The sequence below is a fragment of the Actinopolymorpha sp. B17G11 genome, from assembly GCF_040196095.1.
Classification (GTDB): Bacteria; Actinomycetota; Actinomycetes; order Propionibacteriales; family Actinopolymorphaceae; genus Thermasporomyces.
The window spans coordinates 67,120-93,909 of record NZ_JBEFTW010000005.1 but is presented as its reverse complement, the minus strand read 5'-3'; the positions used below and the strand labels follow the sequence as shown (position 1 = coordinate 93,909).

General features: G+C 70.2%; 21 protein-coding genes. 11 read left to right on the top strand and 10 right to left on the bottom strand.

Annotation, left to right across the window (positions count from 1 at the left end):
- Positions 1 to 59 precede the first annotated feature (59 nt).
- Entirely contained in the window at positions 60 to 4,130 is a 4,071-nt protein-coding gene (gene eccCa / locus ABN028_RS07650) for a type VII secretion protein EccCa (RefSeq protein ID WP_349696098.1), read from the bottom strand.
- Positions 4,131 to 4,428: 298 nt separating this feature from the next.
- Between eccCa and eccD the strand changes: the two genes are divergently transcribed.
- Positions 4,429 to 5,823, top strand: a complete 1,395-nt coding sequence (gene eccD, locus ABN028_RS07645; RefSeq protein WP_349328389.1) for a type VII secretion integral membrane protein EccD — start codon at positions 4,429 to 4,431, stop codon at positions 5,821 to 5,823.
- A gap of 28 nt (positions 5,824 to 5,851) precedes the next feature.
- Here eccD and ABN028_RS07640 read toward each other — a convergent pair whose 3' ends face one another.
- Positions 5,852 to 6,508: a hypothetical protein gene (locus ABN028_RS07640; RefSeq protein ID WP_349696097.1), complete on the bottom strand. Its 657-nt coding sequence runs from the start codon at positions 6,506 to 6,508 to the stop codon at positions 5,852 to 5,854.
- 5 nt (positions 6,509 to 6,513) lie between these two features.
- Entirely contained in the window at positions 6,514 to 7,698 is a 1,185-nt protein-coding gene (gene eccE, locus ABN028_RS07635; RefSeq protein ID WP_349696096.1) for a type VII secretion protein EccE, read from the bottom strand.
- Between the two features lie 405 nt (positions 7,699 to 8,103).
- Here eccE and eccB point away from each other — a divergent pair, with 405 nt between their 5' ends.
- From eccB to ABN028_RS07620, 3 genes are all read left to right on the top strand, one after another.
- Entirely contained in the window at positions 8,104 to 9,666 is a 1,563-nt protein-coding gene (gene eccB / locus ABN028_RS07630; RefSeq protein WP_349696095.1) for a type VII secretion protein EccB, read from the top strand.
- A 372-nt stretch (positions 9,667 to 10,038) separates the two neighbouring features.
- Positions 10,039 to 10,326, top strand: a complete 288-nt coding sequence (locus ABN028_RS07625) for a WXG100 family type VII secretion target (RefSeq protein WP_349328394.1) — start codon at positions 10,039 to 10,041, stop codon at positions 10,324 to 10,326.
- Between the two features lie 53 nt (positions 10,327 to 10,379).
- Positions 10,380 to 10,670, top strand: coding sequence for a WXG100 family type VII secretion target (locus ABN028_RS07620; protein WP_349328395.1), 291 nt, complete (start codon positions 10,380 to 10,382; stop codon positions 10,668 to 10,670).
- 108 nt (positions 10,671 to 10,778) lie between these two features.
- Here the strand turns inward: ABN028_RS07620 and ABN028_RS07615 are convergent, their stop codons facing one another.
- The 3 genes from ABN028_RS07615 to ABN028_RS07605 form a co-directional block, all read right to left on the bottom strand.
- Positions 10,779 to 11,891 (bottom strand): bifunctional helix-turn-helix transcriptional regulator/GNAT family N-acetyltransferase, encoded by a 1,113-nt coding sequence (locus tag ABN028_RS07615; RefSeq protein ID WP_349696094.1) that lies wholly within the window; start codon positions 11,889 to 11,891, stop codon positions 10,779 to 10,781.
- A gap of 194 nt (positions 11,892 to 12,085) precedes the next feature.
- A complete protein-coding gene (locus ABN028_RS07610; protein ID WP_349328397.1) occupies positions 12,086 to 12,580 on the bottom strand; it encodes an Asp23/Gls24 family envelope stress response protein in 495 nt (164 codons plus the stop codon).
- A 608-nt stretch (positions 12,581 to 13,188) separates the two neighbouring features.
- Positions 13,189 to 14,382 carry a DUF8462 domain-containing protein gene (locus ABN028_RS07605; RefSeq protein WP_349328398.1) on the bottom strand — a complete coding sequence of 398 codons (1,194 nt, stop codon included), beginning with the start codon at positions 14,380 to 14,382 and terminating at the stop codon, positions 13,189 to 13,191.
- Between the two features lie 249 nt (positions 14,383 to 14,631).
- On the opposite strand from ABN028_RS07605, the gene ABN028_RS07600 reads away from it, so the two are divergent.
- The 3 genes from ABN028_RS07600 (at position 14,632) to ABN028_RS07590 (ending at position 16,954) form a co-directional block, all read left to right on the top strand.
- Positions 14,632 to 15,711 carry a YbaB/EbfC family nucleoid-associated protein gene (locus ABN028_RS07600; RefSeq protein ID WP_349696093.1) on the top strand — a complete coding sequence of 360 codons (1,080 nt, stop codon included), beginning with the start codon at positions 14,632 to 14,634 and terminating at the stop codon, positions 15,709 to 15,711.
- A 123-nt stretch (positions 15,712 to 15,834) separates the two neighbouring features.
- Complete coding sequence (locus ABN028_RS07595) at positions 15,835 to 16,167, top strand: hypothetical protein (RefSeq protein ID WP_349696092.1); 333 nt, start codon at positions 15,835 to 15,837, stop codon at positions 16,165 to 16,167.
- Between the two features lie 10 nt (positions 16,168 to 16,177).
- The gene (locus ABN028_RS07590; RefSeq protein WP_349696091.1) at positions 16,178 to 16,954 is read left to right on the top strand and encodes a hypothetical protein; all 777 of its coding nucleotides are present in this window, start codon (positions 16,178 to 16,180) and stop codon (positions 16,952 to 16,954) included.
- A 122-nt stretch (positions 16,955 to 17,076) separates the two neighbouring features.
- On the opposite strand, the gene ABN028_RS07585 is transcribed toward ABN028_RS07590, so the two are convergent.
- The 4 genes from ABN028_RS07585 to ABN028_RS07570 form a co-directional block, all read right to left on the bottom strand.
- Complete coding sequence (locus ABN028_RS07585) at positions 17,077 to 17,412, bottom strand: ThuA domain-containing protein (RefSeq protein ID WP_349696199.1); 336 nt, start codon at positions 17,410 to 17,412, stop codon at positions 17,077 to 17,079.
- Positions 17,413 to 17,486: 74 nt separating this feature from the next.
- The gene (locus ABN028_RS07580; protein WP_349696090.1) at positions 17,487 to 18,965 is read right to left on the bottom strand and encodes an O-antigen ligase family protein; all 1,479 of its coding nucleotides are present in this window, start codon (positions 18,963 to 18,965) and stop codon (positions 17,487 to 17,489) included.
- On the bottom strand, positions 18,962 to 20,119 hold the full coding sequence (locus tag ABN028_RS07575; protein WP_349696089.1) for a hypothetical protein: 1,158 nt from the start codon (positions 20,117 to 20,119) through the stop codon (positions 18,962 to 18,964). Before ABN028_RS07575 ends, ABN028_RS07580 begins: the two co-directional genes overlap by 4 nt.
- Positions 20,113 to 21,363 carry a glycosyltransferase gene (locus ABN028_RS07570; RefSeq protein ID WP_349696198.1) on the bottom strand — a complete coding sequence of 417 codons (1,251 nt, stop codon included), beginning with the start codon at positions 21,361 to 21,363 and terminating at the stop codon, positions 20,113 to 20,115. Before ABN028_RS07570 ends, ABN028_RS07575 begins: the two co-directional genes overlap by 7 nt.
- A gap of 164 nt (positions 21,364 to 21,527) precedes the next feature.
- Here ABN028_RS07570 and ABN028_RS07565 point away from each other — a divergent pair, with 164 nt between their 5' ends.
- The 4 genes from ABN028_RS07565 to ABN028_RS07550 all read left to right on the top strand — a co-directional run bounded on the left by ABN028_RS07565 (position 21,528) and on the right by ABN028_RS07550 (position 26,742).
- A complete protein-coding gene (locus ABN028_RS07565; protein ID WP_349328405.1) occupies positions 21,528 to 23,222 on the top strand; it encodes a lipopolysaccharide biosynthesis protein in 1,695 nt (564 codons plus the stop codon).
- 233 nt (positions 23,223 to 23,455) lie between these two features.
- Positions 23,456 to 24,262, top strand: a complete 807-nt coding sequence (locus ABN028_RS07560; RefSeq protein WP_349328406.1) for a WecB/TagA/CpsF family glycosyltransferase — start codon at positions 23,456 to 23,458, stop codon at positions 24,260 to 24,262.
- Between the two features lie 318 nt (positions 24,263 to 24,580).
- Positions 24,581 to 25,165 carry a hypothetical protein gene (locus ABN028_RS07555; RefSeq protein WP_349328407.1) on the top strand — a complete coding sequence of 195 codons (585 nt, stop codon included), beginning with the start codon at positions 24,581 to 24,583 and terminating at the stop codon, positions 25,163 to 25,165.
- A complete protein-coding gene (locus tag ABN028_RS07550; protein WP_349696088.1) occupies positions 25,165 to 26,742 on the top strand; it encodes a M23 family metallopeptidase in 1,578 nt (525 codons plus the stop codon). Before ABN028_RS07555 ends, ABN028_RS07550 begins: the two co-directional genes overlap by 1 nt.
- The last annotated feature ends 48 nt before the right edge of the window (positions 26,743 to 26,790 follow it).

Below are 26,790 nucleotides of genomic sequence, written 5' to 3'. Positions count from 1 at the left end.
GACAGGCGACGCCGCTCCAGCCGACGCGCACGCCCTCCGTGGTCCGCCCCGGGGCGCGCTCAGCGCTCCTTCGCGATGTAGGCCGTCTGGATCAGCTTGGTGCCGAAGCGGCGGCTGACCAGCGTGCCTCGTCCGGGCGGGAGCGGTGCGCCCCGGACACCGCCCCACAGCTGACCTTCCTCCCGGTTACCGGACATGATCAGGCCCGGGTTGCCCATGTCGCGGATCCGCTGCACGACCGGGTCGTACATCGACCGGCCGGCACCGCCGAACCCACGCGCGATGATCACATGCAGACCGATGTCGCTCGCCTGGCTCACGAGGTCGGCGATCGGGGCGAGCGGGTTGCCGGACGACGTGGCGACCAGTTCGTAGTCGTCGACGATGATGTAGAGGTCCGCGCCCGTCCACCACGACCGGTTACGCAGCTGGTCGGGCGTCACGTCCGGCCCGGGCAGCCGCTTGCGCAGGGCCGTACCGACATCCTTCAGCAGAGAGGTCGCCGCATCGGACGACGCGGCGTACCCGATCAGGTGGTCACCGCTCACCGAGTCCAGCAACGAACGCCGGTAGTCGACGATGATGAGCCGCGCCTGCTGGGGGGTGTTCCGCGCCACGACACCACGGGCGATGACATCGAGCAGGTTGGACTTGCCGCACTCCGTCGCGCCGAACACGACGAGGTTCGGCTCGTCGGCCGGGTCGAGATAGACGGGAGCGAGCTCGTCCTCGTCGATGCCGATGGGTACGCCGGGACGCACGTCGGCACCCACCGTCGGCAACGTCTCGAACGGCAGCTCCTCGGGCAGCAGCCGGACCGGAGGTGCAGGCGGACCCTGCCACGCCTGGGAAACCGCGTCACACATCGCCTTGACCCCGTCGGCAAGGAGCTCCGGGTTGGAGTCACCGTCGATCCGTGGCAGTGCGGACAGGAAGTGCAGCTTCTCCGGCGACAACCCGCGCCCCGGCCGGTTGGCTGGGACGTTGACGGCCGCCTTGCGGTCGATCTCGGAGTCGTACGGGTCACCGACCTTGAGCTCCAGCCGGGTCTGGATGAGGTCCTTGATCGCCATCCGGAACTCCGACCACTTGTTCGCCGTGGCGATGAGGTGGATGCCGAAACCGAGACCACGCGCGGCGATCTGGGTCAACGTCGCCTCGATCGCCTCGTGCTCACCTCGCACCGTGCCCCAGCCGTCGACGACGAGGAAGACGTCGGAGGCGAACCGGTCCGGTGCGATCCGACCCTCGCGGCGCAACCGCCGGTAGGTGGCGATGGAGTCGACACCAGCGTCGGTGAACGCCCGCTCACGCTGCTCCAGCAGCGTCGTCATCTCGCCGACCGTACGCCGGATGGCATCGGCGTCGAGCCGGGTCGCGACGCCACCCATGTGCGGCAGGCCCAGCATCGACGGCAGCGTGCCACCACCGAAGTCGAGGCAGTAGAACTGCACCTCGTCGGGCCGGTGGGTCAGGGCGTACGACGCGATCAGGCTCCGCAGCAGCGTGCTCTTGCCGCTCTGCGGACCTCCCGCGATGCCGACGTGCCCGCCCGCGCCGGACAGGTCCAGCCACATCGGGTCACGACGCTGGTAGTAGGGCTTGTCGACCAGCGCCACCGGCGCGGCCATCGTGCCGCGCCCCTCCCACTTCACGGTGAGGCCGTGCTCCTCGGTGACCTCGAGCGGCCCGGGAAGAAGCTGGTCGAGCGTCGCGGACTCGTTGAGCGGTGGGAGCCACACCTGGTGGGCGGAGCGACCCATGCGTTGGAGCTGTTCGACCACGAGGTCGACGAGGACCTTCGGCTCGTGCATCACCTGCGTCTGGGCGATGATCTGGGTCTGCGTCTCGTCGAGCTCGGGTTCGGCCGGGACCTCGACGATGTTGGGCTCGACGTAGTCGGTGGTGTAGGCCGTGATCTGCGGCATCCAGCGCCGCTCGCCCGGCTTGGCCGGCTTCTTCTGGGCGGCCGCTGCCAGGCTGGGAGGTTGGTAGATGCCACCGACGTAACAGGCCTTGAACCGGACGAGCCCCTCCGTACCGACCTTGAGGTAGCCGCCACCGGGCTCACGCGGAAGTTCGTACGCGTCGGGCACACCCAGCACGACCCGGCTCTCACCGGCGGAGAAGGTCCGCAGACCGACCCGGTAGGACAGGTGGGTGTCGAGGCCGCGCAGCTTGCCCTCCTCCAGTCGCTGCGAGGCCAGCAGCAGGTGGACGCCGAGGCTTCGACCCAGCCGGCCGATCATCACGAACAGCTCGATGAACTCCGGCTTCGCCGAGAGCAGCTCGCTGAACTCGTCGACCACGATCCACAGCGTCGGCATCGGGTCCAGCGGCTTGCCCTTGGCGCGGTCCTCTTCGTAGTCGCGCAGCGAACCGTAGTTACCGGCGTCGCGGAGCAGTTCCTGCCGGCGGTTCATCTCACCGGCGAGGGCGTCCTGCATCCGGTCGACCAGGATGAGCTCGTCCTCGAGGTTGGTGATGACCGCCGACACGTGGGGCAGGCTGTCGAGTCCGAGGAACGTCGCACCACCCTTGAAGTCGACCAGCACGAGGTTGAGGTAGTCGGGCGAGTGGGTGACCGCGAGACCGAGGACGAAGGTACGCAGCACCTCGGACTTCCCGGATCCGGTGGCGCCGATGACCAGGCCGTGTGGGCCCATACCGCCCTGTGCCGACTCCTTGATGTCGAGCTCGACGGGCTGGCCTTCTGGGGTGAGGCCGAACGGCACCCGCAGCCGCTCGTGCCGGGGGCGCGGCTTCCACACGACCTCGGGATCGAGCTGGTACGCGTCGGGGATGTTCAGCAGGCTCATCAGCTCGAGCTCGTGCTGGGCCTGCTCCTCCTCGACCTCTTCCTCCTCCTCGACCGCCACCGAGCCGCCGGCCTGGACCGACCTGAGGGGTGCCAGCTGCCGCGCGAAGGACTCGGTTTGCGCGATCGTGAACTCGTCCGGACGCCCGAGCTGACTCTCGTGCTGCGTACCGTCGGGGTCGGTGGTGACGTGGAAGAGCTCGTCGGCGGTCACGCGCAGCTGCATGACGCCGTCGCCGAACCGGCGTACGGCGTTGCCGGAGACGTCGATCACGGTCACGCCCTGCAGCGGGGCACTGAGGAACTTCGAGTCATGGCTGGCGTGTCCGCCGTCGATCACCACGATGATGTGCGGCTGGTCGGCCAGCGGCTTGGCGTTGGCGGAGAAGAGCGGGCGGTTGCCGATCTGGTCGAACAGCAGGCGTTCGAGCTCGGACAGCGAGGCCGCGACGAACCGGACCTGTCCGGCCCCGTCGGTGTTCTCCGGGTGGAGGGCGTGCGGGAGCCACTTCACCCAGTCCCACTCGGCGCGGCGGTCCGGCGCGAGGCACGTACCGATGACCATTTCGTGGGGCGCGTGCAGGCCCGCCAGGTGCACCAGCATGGCCCGGGTCAGGCCGCGGACAGGCTCGGGCTCACCGTCGATGCGGAGATGGGCGAACGCACGAAGGTTGACGGCGACGGGCACGTCCGGAACGGTGCGGTAGGTCTGGATGAACCGGCGAAGCGCCCCCGCCGCGACAGGTTCGAGGTCCTCGACCGGCTTGGTCTCCGGGCTGATGAGTCGCAGGACGAACCGCTGGGCGCCCCGTGCGACGCGGACGTGGGCGAAGTCGTTGTCGGTCGCCCTGCGCTCCCACAGCCGACGGTTGAGGGGAAGGGTCCACAGGCTGTCAGGGTCGGGGTACCGCCACTCCAGCGCCTCCCGCTGCCGGTTGGCGGCGGTACGGACCCGGCGGCGGAGCTGGGTGAGATAGCGAAGGTAGTCGCGGCGGCTCCCGTTGATCTGGTGCTTGCGTTCGGCACCCTTGCCACCGCCGCCGAGCTGGCCGATGTACATGCCGACCATGGAGACGGCCATGACGCCGCTCATCATGATCCGCATGCTGTTGCCGCCGCCACCGACGTTGCTGGTCATCATGAACGCCATGACGGCGCCGCCGCCGAGCATCGGCAGGATGCCGAACATCTTCTGCATGGCGCCGCCGGGCGTGACCTCCGGCAGCTCTGGCGGTGACTCGAAGAGCACCTCGCCCTTGGGCATCGCCGGCGGCGGCTTGCGCCCGGTGCGGCGGTGGAGCACTGTGCTCATTGCGCGACCTCGCTTCGGCCCTGTCGGTGATCCGACGTGCCGGTGCGCTCGGCCGAGGTGAGTCCGGCCGGCTACCGGCGATACGGCTTGCCATCTGTCGGGTTGTCAGGCACGCCCTGACGTACCTGTGAGTTCGCGCAGGAGGGGCGGTCGCCCGGCCAGACCGACCGGCGTCCCCGCTCCGCACCGTCTCTTGGAGAATGCTAACGATGCACCAGACGCGCCCGCTTCACCCCGATGTGGGTAATCTCGCGGATCGTCTGTTCCAGAGTGCTCGACACGGGTGAGGAGATCAACAGTGGAGGCGAACAGCGGCGTCGAACTCTGCCGGGTCACCGTCGTCGCACCGCGAACGCGGATGGACCTCGCACTGCCGACCGACACCCCGCTCTCGGATCTGCTGCCGACCCTGCTGAAGTACGCCGGCGAGAACCCGGACGATCCGGCGTTCCTGCGCGGCGGATGGGTGCTGCAGCGGCTCGGTGAGTCGGCGTTCGATCCGTCGCTACGGCTGTCCGGCCTCGGTGTGCGCGACGGTGACGTGCTGCACCTGCGGCACCGCGAGATGGCCATCCCCGAGTTCGCCTTCGACGATGTGGCCGACGCCATCGCCGTGGCCACCCGCGAGCGGCGGGCGGCGTGGCAGCCGTCCGACGCCCGGTCCTCCGCGCTCGCGGTGGCCGCCGCGTTCTTCCTCCTCGGCGCCGTCGTGGTGCTGCAGAGCGGCCCACCCTGGATCCTGCCCAGCATCGTCACCCTCGTCGCTTCGGTGATCATGGTGGGCACCGGCGCGGCAATGTCCCGGGCGTTCGGACAGGCCACCGTCGGCGCACTGGTCGGTGCGTTCGGCGTCGGCTACGCCGGTGTCGGCGGCTTCGTCGCACTCGGCGGACAGGTCGGCATCGATGCGTTCGGCGCGGCGCAGATGCTGCTCGCCTCGGGACTCGTCCTGCTCATGTCCACCATCGCCGGGATCGGCATCGTCGCCAGCTGGGACGGTTTCTTCGGGGCCGCCACCGTGGCCCTCGTCGGCGTACTCACCAGTGCGGCGGTCCTCATCTCCGACGCCGCGGCGGTCCCCGCCGCGGGCATCGCCGTGACGTTCGCGCTTGGCGCAGTCCCCTTCCTGCCCACCCTGTGTGCGCGGCTGGCCCAGCTGCCGCTGCCCCAGCTCCCGACGAGCGCGGAGGAGCTCCGGCGGCAGACCGACGTCCTTCCCGGACCGACCGTCCTCCAGCAGGCCATCACCGCCGACAAGCTGGTCGCCGCCATGGTGGCGGCGTCCACGTTCATCTGCGTCGCGGGCGGTGTCTTCCTCAGCCAGGCCGAAGGGGTGTTCGGTCCCGCCCTCACCGGAGTGGCCGGCCTCGCGATGTTCCTGAGGTCGCGACACTTCCGCGGCCGTACGCACCGCCGGTGGCTCCTGGCCGGCGGCGTCCTGTGTGCGGCGCTGGTGGCCTTCCGGCTGGCGTCCGACGGCGACGCCCTGCTGGTGCTTCTCGCCGGCGGACTGCCCGGCCTGCTGCTCGCGGGCGGGCTCGGTGCGTGGGCGGTGAGCGTCCCGGGCCGGCGGCTGTCGCCGTACTGGGCGCGGGCCGCCGACCTGTTCGAGGTCGTCGTCTTGTTGACGGTCGTTCCGCTGGCGATGGGCGCGGTCGGGGTCTACTCCGGCATTCTCAGCCTCTTCGGCTGAGCCTCGCCCGGATCTCGGCCTGTCTGGCTCAGGAGACGAAGAGTCGCTGCTCCATGGTGCTGAGGCTCAACTGGCCGAAGGACAGCTGGCCCGCCGCGGCCACGGCCACCACACCTGGTGGCATCTGGGTGAGCCAGCTCGCCCGGTCCTTGGCGAGGCCGAATCCTCGCCTGGCCAGCTCGGCCGCGGCGGGTTCGAGTCGCTGGCTGATGAGCAGGTCGTAGGACCGCAACCGGGCCTCGTCAGAGACCTCGAGATTGGCCTGGACCGACACGAACGTCTGCCAGTCGCCCTGCTCCCATCGCGGCAACGCCTGATGGTCGCGGGTCGCGTCGACGACGAGCGACGGCCGGGCGAGACTTCCCGACGCCGTCACCCGGGCACCGGTGGGCAGGACCGTCAGCCAGGACGGTCCGCGCGGCACGGCCGACACGAGGCGTCCCCAGGCCGCCACCGCGTCGGTGACGACGGTGACGTGTGCCCCGACGGCGAGGGCGCGGTAGGCGATCAGCTGGGCCAGCTGGCCGACCGAGACGACGCAGATGCGGACAGGGTCGCTACGGAACAGGCGGACGACGAGGGAACCGGCGTTGCCGGACCCGAGCACCAGACCTGCCGGGGGAAGCGTGAGGGTGAGGTCACCGAGCGCGTCGATACTCGTCTCGTGCGCCTGCACCGAAGGCATGAGGGTCACCGGGCACCGCCTCCCATCGGGATGGTCGCGAGAAGTCCGGGCACTTGTTCGCCGTCGAGGCGTGTGACGGAGATCTTCGACTGCCCTGCCGCCCTCGACAGCTGCCGGAACGCCGTCCGCGCGGCCTTGGCGTCGGTGGAACACACCCGGACGAACGAAGAGCACCGGACGCTGTGGTCCGACGGCCACGTGAAGGACAACGAAGCGGTGGCCGACAGGACGGGAAGCCCGGCCATGGCGGCCAGGACGCTCGCGAGCGTAGGCGGCCCGGACCGCGGCCAGTGGCGCAGCCAGCCCGTCACGTGGGATACACCATCACAGGTCCAGCCGCGCCAGGTCTCCTTCGTACGCCGGTCGCGGCGTGCGCTCGGCACATGGTGCGGGTCGACGCTCATCGAGAGCGTCAGCACCTCCCGCACCTCGCTCTCCTCCAGCGGCCGGCACGGCAGACCGGACGACGACAGCACCTTGGTCGCCCAGCCGACGCTGGCGCGGAGAGCCCGGCGAACAGCGTCGTGGTCGGTGCCGTCCAGGGTCGCCGACGTGCCGCCGGTGGCGGGTTCCAGCCGCAGCGCCACCCACCACGACATCACCGACGGGGTGTCGCCGGGGCTGATCTCGGCGTACGAGGCGCCCAGCTGGGCGCCGTAGGGCCCGAGTGTCGGGGCCGGCGCCGGCAGCGTACGGATGACGAGCTGCGCCGAGGCCAACCGGATCCCCTCCGCCTCGCCGAGGTTGGCGAGCGCGCGGAGCGGGATGTTGACGGGGTCGGCGGACGCGATGAGGTCCTCGCGGTCCGGCCCGAGCAGCACGACATAGCCCGAACCGTCATGGGCCACGCCAACGGAACGACCACCGCGCCGGCCAGCGACAGAGGCGAGTTCGAACCTGGGCAGCCACTCGCGCAGCGGTGCCATCGCGGGGTCGCTCGGCGGACCGGCTTCGGCCCGGAAGTTCCTGCGGCGGTACGCGGCCCAGACACGGATCCACCGCCACAGCGGCCTGCCGTTCCACCACACGACGGTGAACACGGCGACCACGAGGACGGCGATCGCACCGGCGAGGATCCAGGGCCCGCCCGCGGCGAACGCGGTCAGCCCGACGCCGATGGCGACCTGCCAGGCAATGACGGGGGCGAGCGGCAGGGGGCCGATGTGGCGGCCGGGGTAGGTCCGGTTCATGTGGACGACGGAACGCCGCGGTGGGCGCTCGGGGGGACGTGGACGCGCGGGGGCCGAGTTTCTCGGCCCGGTTATGGGCTGCTCACGCACGGCGGACACGTGGCCCTCCTCCCGTCGACGTCCCGCGGTTCCGAATCGTGCCCCGCGGCGGCGCGGCACACCCAGGCGGGTGTCGTGGTCATCGTCCCCGACAGCCGGCGGCGCTCGCTGCACCCGGCACCGGCTCGCCGGCATATCGTAGTGTCGCTCTCGCACGCCACGGAAACGCTCCCGGTCGCTGCGGCACCTCGCACCGGGTTTCGTTGGGTGCACGGCAGTCCGGCACTCACCGGCACCGGCAGTAGTCGTCGCGTACGTGCCGGTGACGGCATCATCGCTTCCAGATCGCGATCACGAGGGACCACGATGCAGACCCGACGGGACCAGCTGCAGGCGTATCGCTACCTTCTTCGGCGGGTTCTGGCCGCCATGCTCGGCAGCGAGCCAGAAGCCCTCGAGCAGCCCATGCGGCGGGTCTCGACATCAACGTTCGCGGGCATCATGATCGGCGTCCTCGCCTGTGCCGGTGTCGCTCTTTACGGCTGGATCGCCGACACCCGCACCGACCAGTGGAAGCAGGAGGCCGCCGACACCCTCATCGTGGACAAGGACACCAACAGCATCTACCTCTACCTCCACAAGGACGCGCTCGCCTCCGGCGGCCAGCAAACGGGACAGCAGGGTGGTGAACAGCAGGCGCCGGATCCGGCCAACCCGACCGGCGAGATCGACGAGAAGGACATGGTGCTCGTGGAGGTGCTCAACCACACGTCCGCGCGGCTGATCCTGGGCAAGGAACCCAAAGTGGTCCGAGTGGCGAGCGCATCGCTCGACGACGTCCCCCGCGGACCCCGGATCGGGATCCCGCTGGCGCCCAACTCCGTTCCCCGCAAGGACAATGTCACCTCGAAGCCACTCACGACCTGTTCCACCGCGCGGACGGTGAACGACGCGCAACAGCTCGAGGTCGACATGCTGATCGGCGCGACCGAGAGCGACCTCGGCGCCCGGCCCATCGGTGACCAGGCTCTGGTGGTGCGATCGCCTGACGGATCGCTCTTCCTCATCTACCGCGGCAAGCGACTCGCCACCGACGACGACGCCCTGCGGAGCCTGGACCTGAACCAGGGCACCCCCCTCACCGTCGGTGCGGCCTGGCTCGACGCCCTCGAGGAGGGCCAGCCACTCGCGGCCCCGGTCGTACCCGGTCGCCGCGAGCAGAGCACCGTTCTCGTCAATGGTGAGACCACCTGGATCGGCCAGGTCTTCCACTCGGACAGCCCCGACACCTACTACGTGATGCTCGCGGACGGCCTGACCGAGATCACCGCGGTGCAGGCCGACCTGTTGTTCGGGGAAGGCGCGGCGGAGATCAACGGCGTGGACCAGGACGAGGCCACCGATGTCACCATCAGTGAGGTCAACAACGCCGCCTCAGAGACACCGAGCATCGCGGTGCCCGACCTTCCGGCAACGACACCACGACTCGCCGAGGTCGGCACGGCCACGGACGAACCGGTGTGCCTGTGGTACGGCGGTTCGCGGGAAGGCGTTCACATCACCATGGGAGGCGAACTGCCTGCCGCACCGGTCGAAGGTGAGGGCGAGGGCTCGCAGGGCAACTCCATCGACCGGGTTGTCGTACCGCCCGGCCGCGTGGCGATCGTCGGCCTTCAGCCAGGACCTGACGTCGAGCCGGAGAGCTTCTTCCTCATCACCGACGAGGGCGTGAAGTTCCCGGTGCCAGACCAGGCTTCGCTGGACGCGCTCGGCTTCGACGGGATCGAACCCGAGAAGGTGCCGTCGTCGCTGCTCCGACTGGTCCCGGAGGGGCCCGCGCTCTCGAAGCAGGCCGCATTCCGGGTGGCGTCGTTCGACCCGTCAGCCAACCAGAACGACGCCGGAACCGCGGGTGGCGCAGGCGGGTGAAGGACCAAGCCGTGAGCTGGTCCGAGTGGGTGAGCCAGCGCTGGTTGGTGAGCCCGCGGGCGTGGCGACAGTGGCTCGGTGGGCGCAGCTCGCGATGCTTCCCGGAGCCCCTGGACGATCTTCACGAGAGTTATCCACAACCTCGGAGGTACCTGCTGACGCAAAGACCCCATTTCGCGTTAGCGTTGTCCAGCGTTGGGTGCCAAACCCGCACAACGACCTCCAACCGTGGTTCCGCACGGGGGGATCCGGGTCGGCGGAACCCCGGCACCCTCAGCAGCGATGCGAGTGCTCCGCGCTCGACGACAGCGCCCGGCACCGTCGGGCTAACCGGAGGAGGTAGGTGTGGGAGGTCAGCAAGACAGAGCCGAGATGGCCGAAGCCGCCCAGCGTGTGGGCGATTCGTTCGACGTCATCATCGGCATCAAGGGCAAGCTGCAGGAGTACAAGGCGGAGGCAGCCGGCACGTGGGAGGGCAACGCCTCGAGGGCGTTCGGCCGCGTGATGGACACCTTCGACCAGAAGCTCCAAGTCGTCGGCGACGCACTCAACGACCTGCGCGAGAAGATGGGCGCCGCGCGGATGAGCTACGAGGCGACGGAAGAGCAGCAGCAGGAAGGCGTCAACAAGATCGAAGAGCTGCTCGGCGGCACCACCTGACCCCTTGAGCACGTGTCCTGCACACCCAAACTTGCACGGAAGGTTTCACCCTCATGAGTGACTTCACCAGATTCGATCCAGCGGCGCTGGACCAGCTGCAGGCCAACCTGCGCCTGGCCTACCGCGGGATCCAGGACGAGACCAACGACCTCGAGAAGGCGCTGGAAGCCAAGCTGGCCAACTGGCACGGCGGCGCCAGGGACGCATACACCGACGCCAAGGCCCAGTGGGAAAAGGCGATCAGCGAACTCAACGATGTGCTTGGTCAGCTCGGCGCCGCCGTCGAGAACATCAAGGTGAACTACAGCGAGACCGAGCGGTCCAACCAGACCATCTTCCAGTAGGCCGATCTACGACAGGTCACGCGCCTCGGTCGAGCTACAGCATCACCAGAGATCCCGGTTACCTCGGTGGCCGGGATCTCTTGCTGTCCGCGTTGGCGGTGCGGGCGGTCACGTCGCCTCGGTGGAGCGGGTGGGCGACTTCGCGGACTTCGCCGAAGGAAGGTCCAGGCCCCACCACTGGCCGACGAGATCCTTGCCGAAACTGTGGTGGGCCTCAGCCTTCTCCAGCCGGAACCCGACCCGCTCATAGATCCGCCGCGCCTGGGTGAGCACGTCGTTGGTCCACAACACCAACCGTCGATAGCCGACCCGCTCCGCGAACCCCACGCACTCCTCGACCAGCCGTCCGCCGACTCCGAGTCCCCTGGCCGCCGGCTCGACCAGCAGCAGCCGGAGCTGGGCGGTCTCGTCGTCCTTGCGTACGCAGAACACCGCTCCGACCGGGTTGCCGTCCATCTCCGCGATCCATCCGGTCTCGCGGGCCGGATCGTGATGGTCGATGTAGTCGGCGACGATGCGGGCGACCAGTGCCTCGTAGGTGGCGTCCCATCCGTACTCCTCGGCGTAGAGCACCGCGTTGCGATGCACCACCCATCCGAGGTCACCGGGACGCAGCGAACGAAGGACGTACGCCGGCGGACGTGGCGCATGACCGAGCACCTCCCGGATGACGCCCATGGCCGTGGCCAGTCGCGCCTGGTCACCTTCGGCGAGGCCGGACAGCAGCCGTTGTACGTCGTCGGCGGCGCGGGCGTCGAGTGACGCGAACTCGGCCCGTCCCTTGGCTGTGAGTGCGACGACCTGGCGTCTGGCGTCGGCTTCGGAGCGGTCGCGGCGCACCAGGCCGTCGGCTTCGAACCTCGCCAGGATCCGGCTGAGGTAGCTCGCGTCCAGGTCGAGGTCGCGCCGAAGGGTGAGCACGTCAGGGGTGCCGGCGGCGTCAGCGGTGCCAGCTGCGTCAGCGGTGCCAGCTGCGTCAGGGGTGCCAGCTGCGTCAGGGGTCGCGGTACCGGCGGTGGTGGTGAGACCGCCACGGGCGAGTTCGTAGAGGATCCGGACCTCGGTCAGCGAGTACGGCGAATGAAGGTGGCGTCCCCCGAGCGCACCGATCAGACCGGTGTAGAAGCGGTTGAACGCCCGGACAGCATTGGTCCGTTCGGTAGGGACTGCCGCTGCCTGGGTCGTTGACTGCGGTTCCGTGGACGTGGAGGAAGCGGACACCTGAGGCCTCCGTAGCCCCGAGTTGTTGGACTGAGTCCAACATATTCGCACGCGAGATCTCGCCACGCCAGCACCCATGGGATGGGGCGCCTCACACCAGCCACCCATGGGATGGGGAAACCGTTCATCCAACAAAGCTGTGTAGGTGTGGCGGCAAGAGGCGAAGGGGGCAGCCCTCCTGGCGAGACCCGCCCCTAGGAGGGCGAGGGCGAGGATGTCGTCGAGGACGCGGCGGCATCGGCCGCCGCCTGTGCGGCCTGCCGCCCTGCCTTGCGTACGACGGGCATGGCCCAGACGGAGGCGCCCGCGATCAGCAGCGCACCGATGCCCATGAACCCGTACCCGACCGCGATCGGGCCGGGGTCGGAGTTCGCATGGAGCGCGAGCGCTACCACCACCGCCGCGAAACCGAGCGCGGTGACCGCCCACCACGCCGGGCTGAACGACGCCGACGGCGCTTCTGTCGTACGTCGTGACCGGAGCAGCCACGCCACCATCAGCCCGATCACGACGAGGGCACCGATGCCGGCGAGCAGGAACAGGACGAGGTTGATGCTGTCGCTCTGTGTGGCCGCATCCCGTGTCACCTCGGCTGGATCGTCCGCCAACTGGGCAAAGATTCCCCGCCTCGGCGCGAGCGCGAAGATGCCGTAGACCGCCGCAAGCACCGCCTCGACAGGGAGCGCCACGATGAGGATGCGCCACAGCGCCCAGGGATAGCGCGACGCGGGTCGGGGCGGTTCGGCCGGCGCCGCCGATGGCTGCTGATCCGGGCCAGGCCGCGGCGTCGTCCATCGCTGTGAGGCGGCGTGCTGGGGTGGCGTCTGCCAGGGGGCGGCGTCAGCTGACTCCGACCAGGGTGGCGACTCGTTCGGTTGGGCGGGAGGCCGGGTCCAGGACGGTCCGACAGAACGGGGCTGCTCCCCGGGCTGCCGTTCGTTCGGCTGGCCACCATCCTTCTGGGGATGGCCGCGCGGGTCGCCACCGGCTTGCGCCGACGCGGGCGGCACCCACGCACCCTGACCGCCCTGCGCCGGGCCGGCTTGCCCTGGCATCCCTGCCTGCCCAAAGTTTCCGGGCTGCCCACCGCTCTGCTGGTGAGGCGTCAACGTCATGCCGCAGCGAGAACAGGTGCGAGGGCCGTCCGAGTTGTCAGAGCCACAACGTGGACAGCGCATGTACCTGGGCCTCGCCATCGGTGCGAATGATCGGGGACGTGCGCGAGCCTACCTGGCGTCCGCAGGCACCCATGGCGGGATCGCCGAACGACGGACAGTCGAGGCGTACGACAGAAGGGCTACGCGTGTTGCGAACGCAGGAAGGCGCCGAAGTGAGGGACGGTGAAGGCGACCGTTCCGCGTTCGGCGGCGTAGACGAGGCCCTTCTTGATCAGGGAGTCCCGCGCGGGCGACAGGCTCTGCGGCTTGCGGCCGAGCATGCTGGCGACGTCGCCGGTCGGCACCGGATGGTCCGCGACCTCGGCGCCCAGCTCGGCCATCGCCCGCATGTACTCCCGCTCGGCGGGTGTCGCACGTTCGTACCGGGATCCGAAGAACCCGACCGCCAGCTCCGCCTCCGCCTCCGGTGCGGCGACCTTCACGTCGTCGACGCTGATCGGGCTTCTCGGCGCGACATCCCAGGTGGCCTTGCCGAACGCCTGGACGAAGTACGGATAGCCGTCGGTGACGTCGTGCAGGGCGTTCAGCGCCTCCGGTTCGTACTCCACATCCTCCGTCGCCGCCGGAACGGTCAACGCGCGGTCGGCCGCGGTCCGCTCGAGCCGGTCGACCGAGACGTAGCGGAAGAGGCGTTCGGCGTAGGACTTGCTCGCCGACAGCGCTGCCGGGAGGTGCGGCAGGCCGGCACCCACGACGATGAACGACGCCGCGCGTTGACTGATCTCGTGGCAGGCACCACACAAGGCCGACAGCTCGTCCGGCGCGATGTCCTGCATCTCGTCGATGAAGACGGCGGCACCCACGCCGAGGTCACGGGCGAGTTCGCCGGCAGCGGTGAAGAGTTCGGTCAGGTCCAGTTCGAGGTCGCCGGAGTCGGCGCGGCCACGGAGGGCCGGCACCTCATAGGGCGGTCGCCACCGCACCCCCTTACGGTCCTTCGCCGTCGTCTCGAGCGCGAACGCCTTGAGGACGCCGAGGAACTCGTCGACACGTTCGGGGTCGCGGTGCCGGGGCGCGAGCTCGCGGCTGGCGGCGTGGAGTGCCTGCGCGATCGGCAACCGGATGGACCGGTCGGGGCGGGCCTCGACCTTGCCGGTGCCCCAGGCGCGGGACAGCGCGAGGGAACGCAGTGCGTTGAGGAGCACCGTCTTGCCGACGCCGCGCAGGCCCGAGAGCACCATGCTGCGTTCGGGGCGGCCGGCGGCGACGCGTTCGAGGACGACCTCGAACTGGCGTACCTCCCGGTCGCGGCCGGCAAGCTCCGGCGGGCGCTGGCCCGCACCCGGCGCGTAGGGGTTCCGTACGGGATCCACGATCGGACTGTATGTCCACATCTAGCAAAACCCGTAGATTTCCTTAGATGCGGCTAGCGCGTGTCGCGGTCGCGTTCCCGGATGGGACGGGGTGCCCGGCGTTCTCGCCGGCCACCGAACGGGGCGGCGCGCCACCGCACGAGAATGTCAAAGTCGTATCGGTGGACGGACGATCTTGACACCGGACCCGCCTGGCCAGGTATTTTGCTCGCCGTTGCCACGGGCAGGGCCGTGATCGGGGGACACGTCATGGGTGCGGACCGGAGCGACCATGGCGCTGCCGGGTCGCAGCCGTCGGCTTCGGCCGTCACGGCGTTCGGTGAGCAGCTCCGTGCCCTCGAAACTCACCTTGCCGCGCGGGTGTTCACCGCGGAGGGTAGCCGGGGCGCCGTCCGCGTCGCAGTCGACGGCCACGCCCGGATCCACGCCATCACGCTCGACCCGAACTGGACCCGGGCGATCCAGGCGCGGGCCCTCGACACCGAGGTCGCGCGGCTCTACCGGAGCGCGAGCCGGGACGCCGTCGCCGCTGCCGAGTCCCTGTACACCCCTCGAGCGGGTTCACTGGACCCGTCTGCGCAGTCGACAACTGCCGGGGCCGACGTGCCGGTCGCTCCTGGCGTACCCGATGCAGGTCCGAGCGATGCGGCCGCGAGGGATGCGAGTGGGAGGGATGCGAGTGCGGCGGCCGATGCCCGCCTCATGGATCTCGGCGAGGATCCTTACGGCGAAGAGCCAGATCTGCCCGACCTCGGCATGGACCTCACCGACCAGGACTTCCTCGACCTGGCGACCGCTGGCCTGGGGTACGCCGACCGGTACCTCGCCGACCCGACCGACGAGGCCCCGTACGACACCGGATCGCACGACACCGGATCGCACGACGCCAACCCGGGAGACGCCGATCTGCACGACGCCGGCATGCACGCCGCCGCCATGGGTGGACTACCCGCTGCTTCCGAGATCGGCAGGCTCGTCGACTTTCCGTGGGTCGCCGAGGCGGTGCCCGCGTTGCGGCACGTAATGGCGAAGCTCGCGGCCGAAACCGTCCGCACCGGTGACGTCCGTACCGGTGTCGCCGTCGAGTTCACCTGCGAGGGGGAGCTGATCGACATCGAGATGCGCTCGCGCCATGCCACTGAGACCGCCGAGGGGCAGCTCGCCCAGGAGCTCGTCGCGGCGCTCCGCGAGGGCGAGGAGGCCGCGGCCCGGCGGCGCGGCGAACTCGCCGCGGAAATCACCGGGGACCGGCCGATCGAGGAGGTGGCGCAGGAACAGCTCGCGCAGTTGCGGCACCGCATGGACGAACTCCGCAAGCGGCTGCCCTAGCTGACCAATTCCAAGGGGGCGCCGTCTAGCGAGCGGCTTGTCCGCGCCCGGCTCCTGTGGATGACCACCCCGCGGTGATCGTCGAATCGCCTAACCTACTTCGGAAAGCTCGGAGGTGAACCGGTGGCCAAGACCTCGGTCGACCTGGCCGCGTTCAAGCGTGCCGCGTCGACGTTTGCCGACGTTGGCGGCACGGTGGGACGCTTCGCCGTGTCCCTGGACGAGGCACCGCTGCACCTTCCCGTCGAGGCGTGGGGACACCCCGACGATGGCGAGGACGACCTCGCCCACGCCTATGACGCGCTTCGGCGTTCGGCGTCGGACCTGCTGCGTGACGGTCGCGTCGTACTCGATGACATCGGGGCGACGATTCATGTCGCGGCCCGGCGCTGGCAGGACCAGGAAGACCAGGCAAGCGACGAACTGCACGCCATCGGCCGCCAGCTCGACGATTAGGGGAGGGGCGTTGAGCGAGCAAGGCGCGATGCCGGCAGCCGGCCGCGGGCGTGGCGAGGCGATCGACCCGCACGGCGACCCCGTGCGATTCATGGCGTGGATGGTCGACCGGCACCTCGAGCTGCTGCCACATCCCGTCCAGGCCGCGTGGCCGAAGACCCGGGACATGGTGGTAACGCCTGGGGACGCTCGGCTCCTGCGCGCAGCGGCACAGGACTGGGACGGTGGTTCCGGAGCCTCCGATGCTCCTTCGTACGTAGGAGCCGCGCGCGCATCGCTCGGCACCCGGGTGACGACAGGCCGGACGGAGATCGCGGGAGCGGTGACGAGGCTTCTCGACTCCTGGGAGGGTCCAGCCGCCGACGCGCTGCAGACCTATCACCAGGACGTGTTGAGCACCTGTTTCGAGTCTCTACGGGAGACCTGCCACCAGATCGCCGGCCACCTGCGTACGTCGGCGGACGCCATCGAGTCGTTCAGGACCGGCCTCCGGCAGGCGGCTGTCTCTGCGGTGGCCGCGATCCTCGCGGCGACGGTGTCCGCTGGCCCGGGCCAGGTCTCCCGTGCTGCCCTGCTGGGAACGGCGCCGACGCGGGCCGTTCTCACCGCGGTGCGGACGTTCGCCGAGTTCGCGATGGAGGCGACTGGGACGTACGTCGAGTTCCGGCGGGACTCCCGGGCGAGCTTGCGACGCCTGCACACGCGCCTGCTGACGTTCGATGGTGCGGCAGGTGTGGTCGACGGCACCTGGCCGCGCCCCGGTGGCCGACTGGCCGCACCACGCTGAGCATGCCCGCGGCGGTTGAATGACCACGCTGAGCATGCCCGTGTTCGCCAAAGAGGCGTCGACACCCGTTCCGCGTGCGGTACGCCTGCTCAGCGTGGTCATTCACCGACCAGCACGGGACGTCAGGACTGGGCCAGGCGCGGGTCAGCCGTGGAGAGCGTCTCCCCGGACTCGTACCACCCGGTCGGGCGCCGCGACACGCACGGCGTCCGACGCTCCGGCTCCGTCGGCGCGGCCCACGTCACAGCGTTGGCGATCACCTTGAGGACGTCCGGGTGGTGGTAGACGGGGTACTCCTCGTCGCCAGGACTGAAGTAGAACACTCGCCCGTGTCCCCGGCGATAGGCACAGACACTACGGAAGACCTCGCTGGGTGCGGCGACCTTCGGTGGGTTCGGCGAGCTGCGGGGATGAGTCGTATCCGGCCCCCGTCCCGCGGGTGTGTCGGGCCGGGGCAGCCCGGACTCAACCCTGCGGGCTCTCGCGCGATCTACGTTTGTCTAGCGTAGACGGTAGATTCGTTTAGATCCGCCTAGGTTTCAGGGTTTCCCGCCATTTTGGCGAGGTCACGCGAAGCGAGCGAACCAGCACCCGCCACGTCCTCGTCTGCCGTCCGGTCGAGCCAGGGCAGAGCGCAACCGCCGAGCAGCATCACCAGCGCGCTCGCCGTCAGCGTCACCGTGAACAGGTTGTTCGCCATCCCCTGCAACAGGAAGGCCAGCATCGCCACACCGATGGCCAACGGTTCGGTGCGGAGGGAGTTGGCCGACCGGCTCATCGCCCGCGCCCGCCGGATGACCGCGACCGCGACCGCGACGAGGGCGAGGTTGAGCACCAGCGCCCCGAGGAGTCCGAGGACGCCGTTCTCGGCGGCGGCGAGCAGCACCGTGTTGTGGGCGTTGTTGCCTGCCACGCCGTACGGTGTCGCACGGTAGAGCTCCGGTGCCGCCGCCGTGAACCGAGCCTGCTCGCCTGGGCCGACACCAGCGATCGGATAGTCCAGGAACACCCGGACGGCCGAGGTGTACAACGCCAGCCGATCCGTTCGGTCGTGGATGATCCGGTCGAACGTCGGTGTCAGGAAGAGCAGTGCGACGAGGACCACCGCACCGACCGCCAGCCACCGTAGCCGCCCCCGGAGAGCGACCAGGACCGCGCAGGCGAGGAGTGTCACGGCGAGCGAGCTGCGGGTGTAGGTGAGTACGAGCGCCCAGGTCTGGACGACGACTGCGAGCGCCCACCCCAGCTGCCCCCAGCCCCCGGCCCCGGTGTTGACCGTCGTGGCAGTGCGACCAAGCAACCGGCTGAGCAGGGATCGGACGTACGTATGCCACCGCGTCGCGGCGTCCAGCGCGATCCCGAGCGTGACCGGGATAGAGAGGACCAGCAGGGCGCCGAGGAAGTTCGGGGAGAGGCCGAGGGTGCCGGTGACCCGGCCGGGGATCTCCCCGACCAGACTGGTGTTCCCCTGCGCCGCCTGCAGACCGAATCCGCCCGGCAGTCCGATCGTGTACGCCAGCACACCGAACGCCGCCTCGAACGTTCCGACCGCGGCGAGGCCGCGGGCCACCACGGTCCGGGTCCGCTCCCGCGGCAGCTGCGCCACGATGACCACGACCATCACGACGTACAGCAGCAGTCGGATCGGGCCGCGCAGCAGCAACGCGGCCGTGTCAGGGAGCCCGTCGGCATTGACGAACGCGGAGATCGTCGTGCCCGCGACGAGCAGTCCAGCGCCGATGGCGAGCGGCCAGACGTACGGAAGCCGCCCTGCCGCCGACCCGACCCCGACGCGGGAGCGCAGGGCGTACGGCAGCAGCATGCCGAGGCCCAGCACGAACAGGGCATCGTCGGCGCCGACTCCGAGGACGATGATCTGGTGCGGTGGTACGACCGTGAAGGTGGCGATGAGCAGGCCGAGCGCCGGTGGCCAGGAACGCAGCCAGGGAACCCGCCACCACACGACGAGCGCGACGGCCACCGCGGCGACACCGAAACCGACCGAGGTCACTGCTTGTCTCCGCCGTGTTCCAGGAGCCCCGGCACGTCCGTCTCCAGGTCCAGGTGATCGGAACGCCCATCGGACGGCTGGCCAGAAGGCTGGTCGGAACGCAGGCCAGAGGACTGGTCGGAACGCAGGCCAGAGGGCTGGTCGGAACGCAGGCCAGAGGGCTGGTCGGAACGCAGGCCAGAGGGCTGGTCGGAACGCCGAACGGACGGCTGGCCAGAAGGCTCGTCGGAACGCAGGCCAGAGGGCTGGTCGGAACGCAGGCCAGAAGGCTGGTCGGAACGCAGGCCAGAAGGCTGGTCGGAAGGCTGGCCAGAGCGCTGATCGGCATCGAGGACGTTCTCACGGACGATGTGCTCGATCCGGATGTCAGCCGCACCGGGTTCGATGCGTACCGCGTGAATGGCGCCGACGACCATCAGGTCCTTGATGCGCACGTGGCGGGACTTCCCCGACAGGCAGAGCGCGTCGCCGTCCTTCACGATCACGGGGTACCGGTTCGGGTCGGCCCGACTGGTGCGGGCGTAGACCTCCCCACCCTCCCACCACGCCGCTTCGTCGACCGATGCCGGCGGCCTGCGCGGATAACCCGTGAGGGCGATGCCGCCGATCTTGACGAACCCGACGTCGGGGTCACCCGTCAGCCGGATCTTGCGCGGCCACGGCCTTGACCAGGTGCGTGAGCCGCCCTCGCTTCCGTGGCGACGCTTCCACCCGCCGTGCACCAGGTGGTCGGTCGTCAACACCGCCGGAGAGAGGGTGTTGGTGTAGACGTTGCGGCGGATCACGATCGGCCGGTCGGGCTTGCCTGCGAGGGTGACGCAGCGCGTCCCGGTGCCGGTGTAGGTCAACCGGTCGCCGTAGCCGGTCAGCAGGATCTCGGCACCGGGTTCGGCACGACGGACCGCTTCCCCGAAAGTCGCGAGCGGCTCCTCCGGCGTCCGCCCGACCGCCGCGTCGTTGCCGATCCGGGCATCGACATAGAACGTGAGCGGCATCCGGGCGCTGGCCGGCGGGAGGAGAGCATCGGCCACGAAGCTGGCCGCGAGGACGGCAGCCGCACCGACCGCGCCGACCGCGAGAGCGAGCCGCCGTCCCCGGGTCCGCAGCGGCGTACGCATGGCGGTCCGCGTGCGCGCACGGAGGCCCGTCAGCATGGGCGGACTGACGATCGACGCGCGGTACGACCGAGGCCGGCGTAGTGCTCGATCGTGCGTACGGCGGCGGCGTCGACGTCGTGCCGCCGGGCGAGCGTGTCGCCGGCCTCCCGCAGCGCCGCCCTGCGGGCCGGATCGCGAACGGCGGCGACCGCCTTGACCAGGGTGGTGGCGAGCGCTCCCGGGTCCTCGGGCGGGCAGGTGAACCCGGTGACCCCGTCGGTCACCGACTCGGTGAGGCCACCGACGGCAGCCACGACGGGTACGCACCCGGCGGCCATCGCCTCCAGCGGCGCGAGCCCGAGCGCCTCCTCGCGGGAGGGTACGACCAGCAGGTCGGCCGAGGCCATCTCCGCGATCACGGCGTCGTGCGGCAGCTCACCGGCGAAGTAGACCGGAAGTCCCGCCTGCTGCGCGCGTTGGGTCAGCGCGGGTCGTTCCGGACCGTCGCCGACGACCCGGAGGGCGGGTACGTCGTCACCACGCTTGGTCAGTTCCGCCAGGGCGTCGAGCAGGATGTCGAGGCCCTTGCGGTGGATGAGGTTGGCGACGAACAACAGCTCGTGGGGTCTTCGGCCGTCACCCTGCCGGCCCGCGGCCGCCGCTGCTAACACCGGTGCGGGAGTCGCTGGACCTGCGGCAGGCGTGCGGGTCGCGAGTCCTGCAGCGGGCACGGTGTTCGCCGAGCCTTGCGAAGCTGCCGCGGCGGCCAGGTCGGCGTACCGGATGCCGGGTGACACGCAGACGATCCGCTCCGGGTCCACACCCAGACGCGCCTCGACCTCGCCGGCGAGATACGTACTGTTGGCGACCACCAGTGCCGCCCGGCGGAACACCGCCCGGCACAGCGCCCGGTCGAGACCCGACCTGCCCGGCAGCCGTAACACGTCACTGCCGTGGGCGAACAACACGAGTGGCACCCCCAGCCGAGCGGCGAGCGGCCAGGCGAACAGACCCGTCGGATACGCGATGTGGGCCTCCACGACGGTCTCCACCACGCCCTCACCCGGCTGTGCCACCTGGGTTCGCCATGGGCCTCGGGCTCGCCGTCGCTCCACCGCTCGCCGTGGGCGGCCCGGTGCTCGCCGTGGGCCCCGCATCTCGCGCAGGACCGCGGTGAGCAGGCTCGCGTAGCGGCGTACGGAAGAAGGATGGTCACGCACCGCGACGAGATCGACCTGGTGCCCCAGCCGCCTCAGCGCCTCGACCCGGCTGGCGACGAACGAACCCCAGGCCGGACGCAGTTCGCTCGGCCACAGGTTGGTGACGACGACGACGCGCAGCCGAGTCTCCTACGGAGCTGTTCGGAAATCGGAACTGTTCGGAAATCCTGGGTGTCCTGAGTCCGGGGGTGTCGCGGCCGGTTGAGTACCGTGAGCGCGAAACTTCACCCTCTGGGGACGTAACCGTGCCGAACGATACCCTGCCCGGCTCAACCGACGCCTCGGCCGACACCCCGGGCGACACCACGACTGGCGCGGCGACGCTGGCTTCGGCACGGCGCCGGCTGGCCGCCCGGCTGGTACGCGGCATGCTCTGGTCGATGCTCGGAATCGCCGCGCTGGGTCTCACGCGGCTGGTCTATACCGCCCTCCTCGGTCGTACCGGCGATCCTGCCCGGCTCGCCGAGATCAACGCGCAGGTGTCGCTCGCGTTCTTCGCGACGTTCGCGACGGCCGCCGCGACCGGTGCCGGCGCGGCGAAGTTCCTCCCGGTCGCGACGGCCCGATGGGGTCCGGCCGCGGCGGTGGGCGTACGCCGGAAGCTCAGCCTCTGGACCCTCGCCGGCACGGGCCTTGTCGTCGGGTTGCTCGGCGTCGCCGGGCGCTGGGTCCTTCCCGGCGCCGGGTGGCTCGATGTGGCGACGGCGTGTGCGCTCACCGCGGCCTACTCGGCGTACACGTTCGCCAAATCGGTTCTCTACGGCCACGACCTTGCGAGGAGGTACGCGGTCCTCGAGGTGGGCGCGGACCTCGCGATCCTCGCCCTCACGGTGGCGGCGGTCGCCTGGGCGCCGCCGCAGTGGCGCGCTCTGCTGGTGCTCCCCCTGGTCATCGGGTACGCCGGGTTCGCGCTCGCCGCGGCCGCCTCCACACCACGCTGGCCAGGCGAGTCGAGCGAAGGGCGGCCCTCGCGTCAACAACTACGGCAACAACGCCAGTCAGACCAACCACGCGAGCCAGGTCGGCAACCACGGCAGTCCCGACCGCAACGCGAACCGATGCCGCCGCTCGGCACCGAGCTCGGCGGATTCGTCGCGTTCACCGCGCTCGGCATCGCCGCCGGCCAGGGCTTCTTCCAGGTGTCGATGGTCGTGGCGGGCCACACGACCGCAGGGGCCGAAGCCGGTGTCTACGCCGCCGCGATGGCCCTGGTGGGTCCCGCCTTCTTCCTGCCGCGCGCGCTGGCACTCGCGTTCTTCCCCGCGGCCGCGGAGGCCGTCGGCCGTGGCGACGGCGCGGCACTCGCCCGGCACACGGCCACGGTGACCCGGGTACTGGCCGTCAGCATGCTGCCGGCGTTCACGCTCGCCGCCATGCTGGGTGGACCCGCGCTCGGGCTGGTCTTCGGCCCGTCGTACGCCGGCGGCGGCGCCGTCTTCGCGATCCTGGTCCTGGCGGTCCTGCTCTACGTGATCGCCGTACCGTCGGTCAACGTCCTGTCGGCGTACGACCTCTCGCTCGCGCGGATTCCGCCGCTGGCCTCCACGGTCGGCGTGGTCCTGGGCGCGTTGACCTGGCTCGTGGTGACGCCCCGCCTCGGCGCGGTCGGCATCGCGGTCGGTTACCTCGCCGCCATGGTCGTCCAGGCCGGCATCCCGGTGGTGGTCGCGTTCCGGCGGCTCGGCCTTGTCCGCGTTCGCAGGATCGCGCGGTACGCAGCCACCGGCGCCGCCGGGATCGCGCTCGCCGGGTTGGCCGTCGCCGTTCCACGCATCGGCGTGACGACAGGATGCGTTGTCGCGTTCGGCGCGGTGTTCGCGGTGCTGCAGGGACGCGAGGTCGCGGGCACGGTGCGCGCGGTCCGCCGGCTCGCGGTCACGCCCACCGTCACAAGCAACAACGAAGACTCCGTACCGACACAGACCACGGACACCGCGTAGCGATCGGGCAACGGCTGATGATCCTCGGTCGCCCCCTCGTTCCTGCACTGGCATGCTGGACAGGCACCCTCGGTCGGAGCACGCGACGACGTGAAGATGTGCGGCCGAGTCGTTGTGGTCAGGCCGGCGCAGCGACGTTCGAGGTTCGTCATTTGGCTGTATAACCCTGCACTGTGCGATGTGACTCTGACCCGGGCCGTCGTTCGCGTGATCCGGGCTTCGCGGGAGGGAACGTGACGGCACCGCGGAGGGCGGACGCCGACGACGACGGCATCGCGACCGACGCCCCCTCGTCCAGGCGTACCCACATCTGCGGCGTCCCGGTCGACGCGCTCACGATGGAAGAGTCGGTCAAGGCCGCCTGCGCGCTCATCCGTACCGGACAACCTCACCAGCACGTCGCCATCAACGCCGCCAAGGTGATCGCCGCACGGCACGATCCCCACCTGCGGCAGGTCCTCGAGTCATGCGCCATTGCCAATGCTGACGGCCAGTCGGTCGTGTGGGCGAGCCGACTTCTCGGTTCCCCAGTGCCTGAACGCGTGACGGGTATCGACTTCATGCTCCGGATGTGGGAGGTCGCCGCAGAGCGCGGATTCCGGGTCTACCTGCTCGGCTCGAAGCCTGAGACCGTACGCAGGACAGCGGACGTCGCGCGGGCGCAGGGCGTGGACATCGTCGGTGCCCGAGACGGCTTCTGGACACCGGAGGGGGAGGCCTCGGTCGTCGCCGAGGTGGCCGCGGCCCGCCCTGACCTGCTCTTCGTCGGCCTGCCCACGCCACGCAAGGAGGAGTTCCTCCACCGGCATCTCGGCGAGCTTCGAGTCGGGCTGGCCGTGGGAGTAGGCGGGTCGTTCGACGTCGTGGCCGGGGTGGTGAGCCGAGCGCCGCTGTGGATGCAGAAGTCCGGTCTCGAGTGGCTGCACCGGATGGTGCAGGAGCCGCGTCGGCTGCTGGGACGCTACGTCCTCGGAAACGTCGAGTTCGTCTTCCTGGTCGCTCGCGAGGCGGTGACGTCTCGCCGTCCGCCGACCGAGTAGGTGCGTTGAACGCGCTGCGTGCGCGGCACGGCATTCACACTCGCCCGCACGTCGGCAGCGGCCACCCGCCGCCCGCAGCCGACCTTCGCCTCGGCGTACGTCGAGATGGCGTCTCACCTGGGCGTCCTCGTCGCGTTGGGTGCACGACTGCGGGCTCGTGACCCTCGCGGCCCGCCGGGTTCCGTTCGTACGACGGCTGGTGTGAGGTTTGGCCGCGCTGCGGAGTTGCGGTTACGTCGCGTACGGTATTCGAGACACAGTGGTTGCCGACATGCCCGCGGCGCAGCGCCCCGGGCCTGCCCGTCGGGGGAGCGACCGATGGACAACCGGAGCGTCCGGATCACCGCGGTGACGGTGGCAGTTGCCGCCGTCGTTGCCGTCGTTGCGCTCCTCGTCACCACCTACCGCGATGCGGCCGGCTCGCAGACCTCCGCGACGGAGGAGACGCCACCACCCGCGGGTGGTACGCCGGCACCGGCCGGTCCGGTCAGCCCGGACCCGACGACGAGCCGAGGCACCGGACACGACGACGACCGGGCATACGTTCCCGACGCCAAGACCAAGGCGGCCCTCGCGGACGTCACCGAGCGGTTCCTCGCCGAGTGGAAACGTCCCGGCACCCCGACCGAGCGCACCGAGCGGATCCGGCCGTACGCCACCGAATGGCTCACCAGCCGCCTCGCCGACGTCGACCCGGCCGAGCTACCAACGTCCCGCGTCGATGGAAGGCCGCGAGTCGTCGCGGCCACGCCCTACTCCGCCGGCACCACGACGACGTTCAGCGACGGCCTCGAGGTGCGCTGCAACCTCGTCCTCGACACGACCGGCTGGCGGGTCGCCGAGGTCCTGCCCGACACCGACACGCCGCAACCGACACCGAAGCCTGACGCCGGGGCGGCCTGATGGCGGCGCCGATCCTCGCGGCCGCCAAGGTCGTCGGACAGCGCCTCGCCAAGGCAGCCGCCCGCCGGGCCGGTCGCCGCGCCGTCGACACCGCCGTACGCCGAGGCACCGGCGGGCGCGTCCGCCACGCCCCTCACCGGCGGACGCTGTTCATCGCGCTGGGTGTCGCGGTGACCGTGATCCCGCTCATGATGGTGGCGCTCATCGGGTCGATGTCGATGGCGTTGTTCGCGCCACTCGGCTCCGATGGTGCGAGCACCGCGGCCCAGTGCGGTCCGATGGCGATCACGGCCAGCAACTCGGCCGAGACTAACCAGCTTGACGCCGAACAGGCCCGCAACGCCCAGACCATCATCGACATGGGCCGCCGCGCCAACATCCCCGAGTACGGCTGGGTCGTCGCGCTCGCCACCGCCATGCAGGAGTCGACGCTGCACAACATCCCCTACGGTGACCGCGACTCCGTGGGCCTCTTCCAGCAGCGGGCCGGTTGGGGATCGCTGACCGAACGCATGGATCCCGAGATCTCGGCCACGATGTTCTACACCGGCGGGCGTGGTGGCCAGCCCGGGCTCGCCGACATCGGCGGCTGGGAATCCATGACGGTCACCGACGCCGCCCAGGCTGTCCAGCGGTCGGCCTATCCCAATGCGTACGCCGACGACGAACCCCTTGCCCGGGCGATCGTCGCCGAAGCCACCGGATCCGCGGGCGAAGCCGAGGACTGTGGCTTCCCGCCCGGCCTGCAGTGCCCGCCGACCCCGTGGCCACAGGTCGAGGAAGGGCTGACGCCTGACGCCGGCTCGGTCCTGCGGTGTACGCACGAGCGATTCCCGGAGATCGAGCAGTACTTCGGCGTCGGCGACCGCCCCGCCGGCGGTGACGGCGACCACGCCGGTGGGCGGGCGGTCGATGCGATGTTGCCGTTCGACGACTATCAGAGCGCCGATGCCAAGGCGTACGGCTGGAAGGTCGCCCGCTGGGTCGTCGCCAACCGTTCCGCCCTCGGCGTGAAGTACATCATCTTCGACAAGAAGATCTGGTCGGTCGCGCGGCAGAGCGAAGGCTGGCGCGACTACCGGCACTACCAGGGCTGCACGAGCGACACCTGCCTGCACTACGACCACGTCCATGTGTCGGTCTACGGCAACGCCGGCCGGCTCCCGGACACCGGCGACTGGGTCACCCCGGTGGCGCCCGGCAGCTACCACCTGACCGCGCGGTTCGGCGACTGCAGCAGCCGCTGGGAGGCGTGCCACACGGGGCTGGACTTCGCCGCCAGCCAGGGAACGCCCGCGCGGGCAGCGGCGGCGGGGACCGTGGTCTTCGCGGGGTGGGCAGGCGCCTACGGCAACATGGTCACTGTCGACCACGGCAACGGCGTCATGACCTCGTACGCCCATCTGCGGACCTTCGCACCGGGCGTCAAGGGAGCGTCGGTGATACCCGGCGAGATGATCGGGGAGGTGGGGACGACCGGCAACTCCACCGGTCCTCACCTGCACTTCGAGGTACGCGTCGCGGGACGGCCCGAGGACCCGGAGCTGTGGCTGTCCGGTCATGGCGTCGAACCGTGAGGCCGGCAGGGCGGCGTATGAGCGCGGCGAGCGCGGTGGGCATGCGTG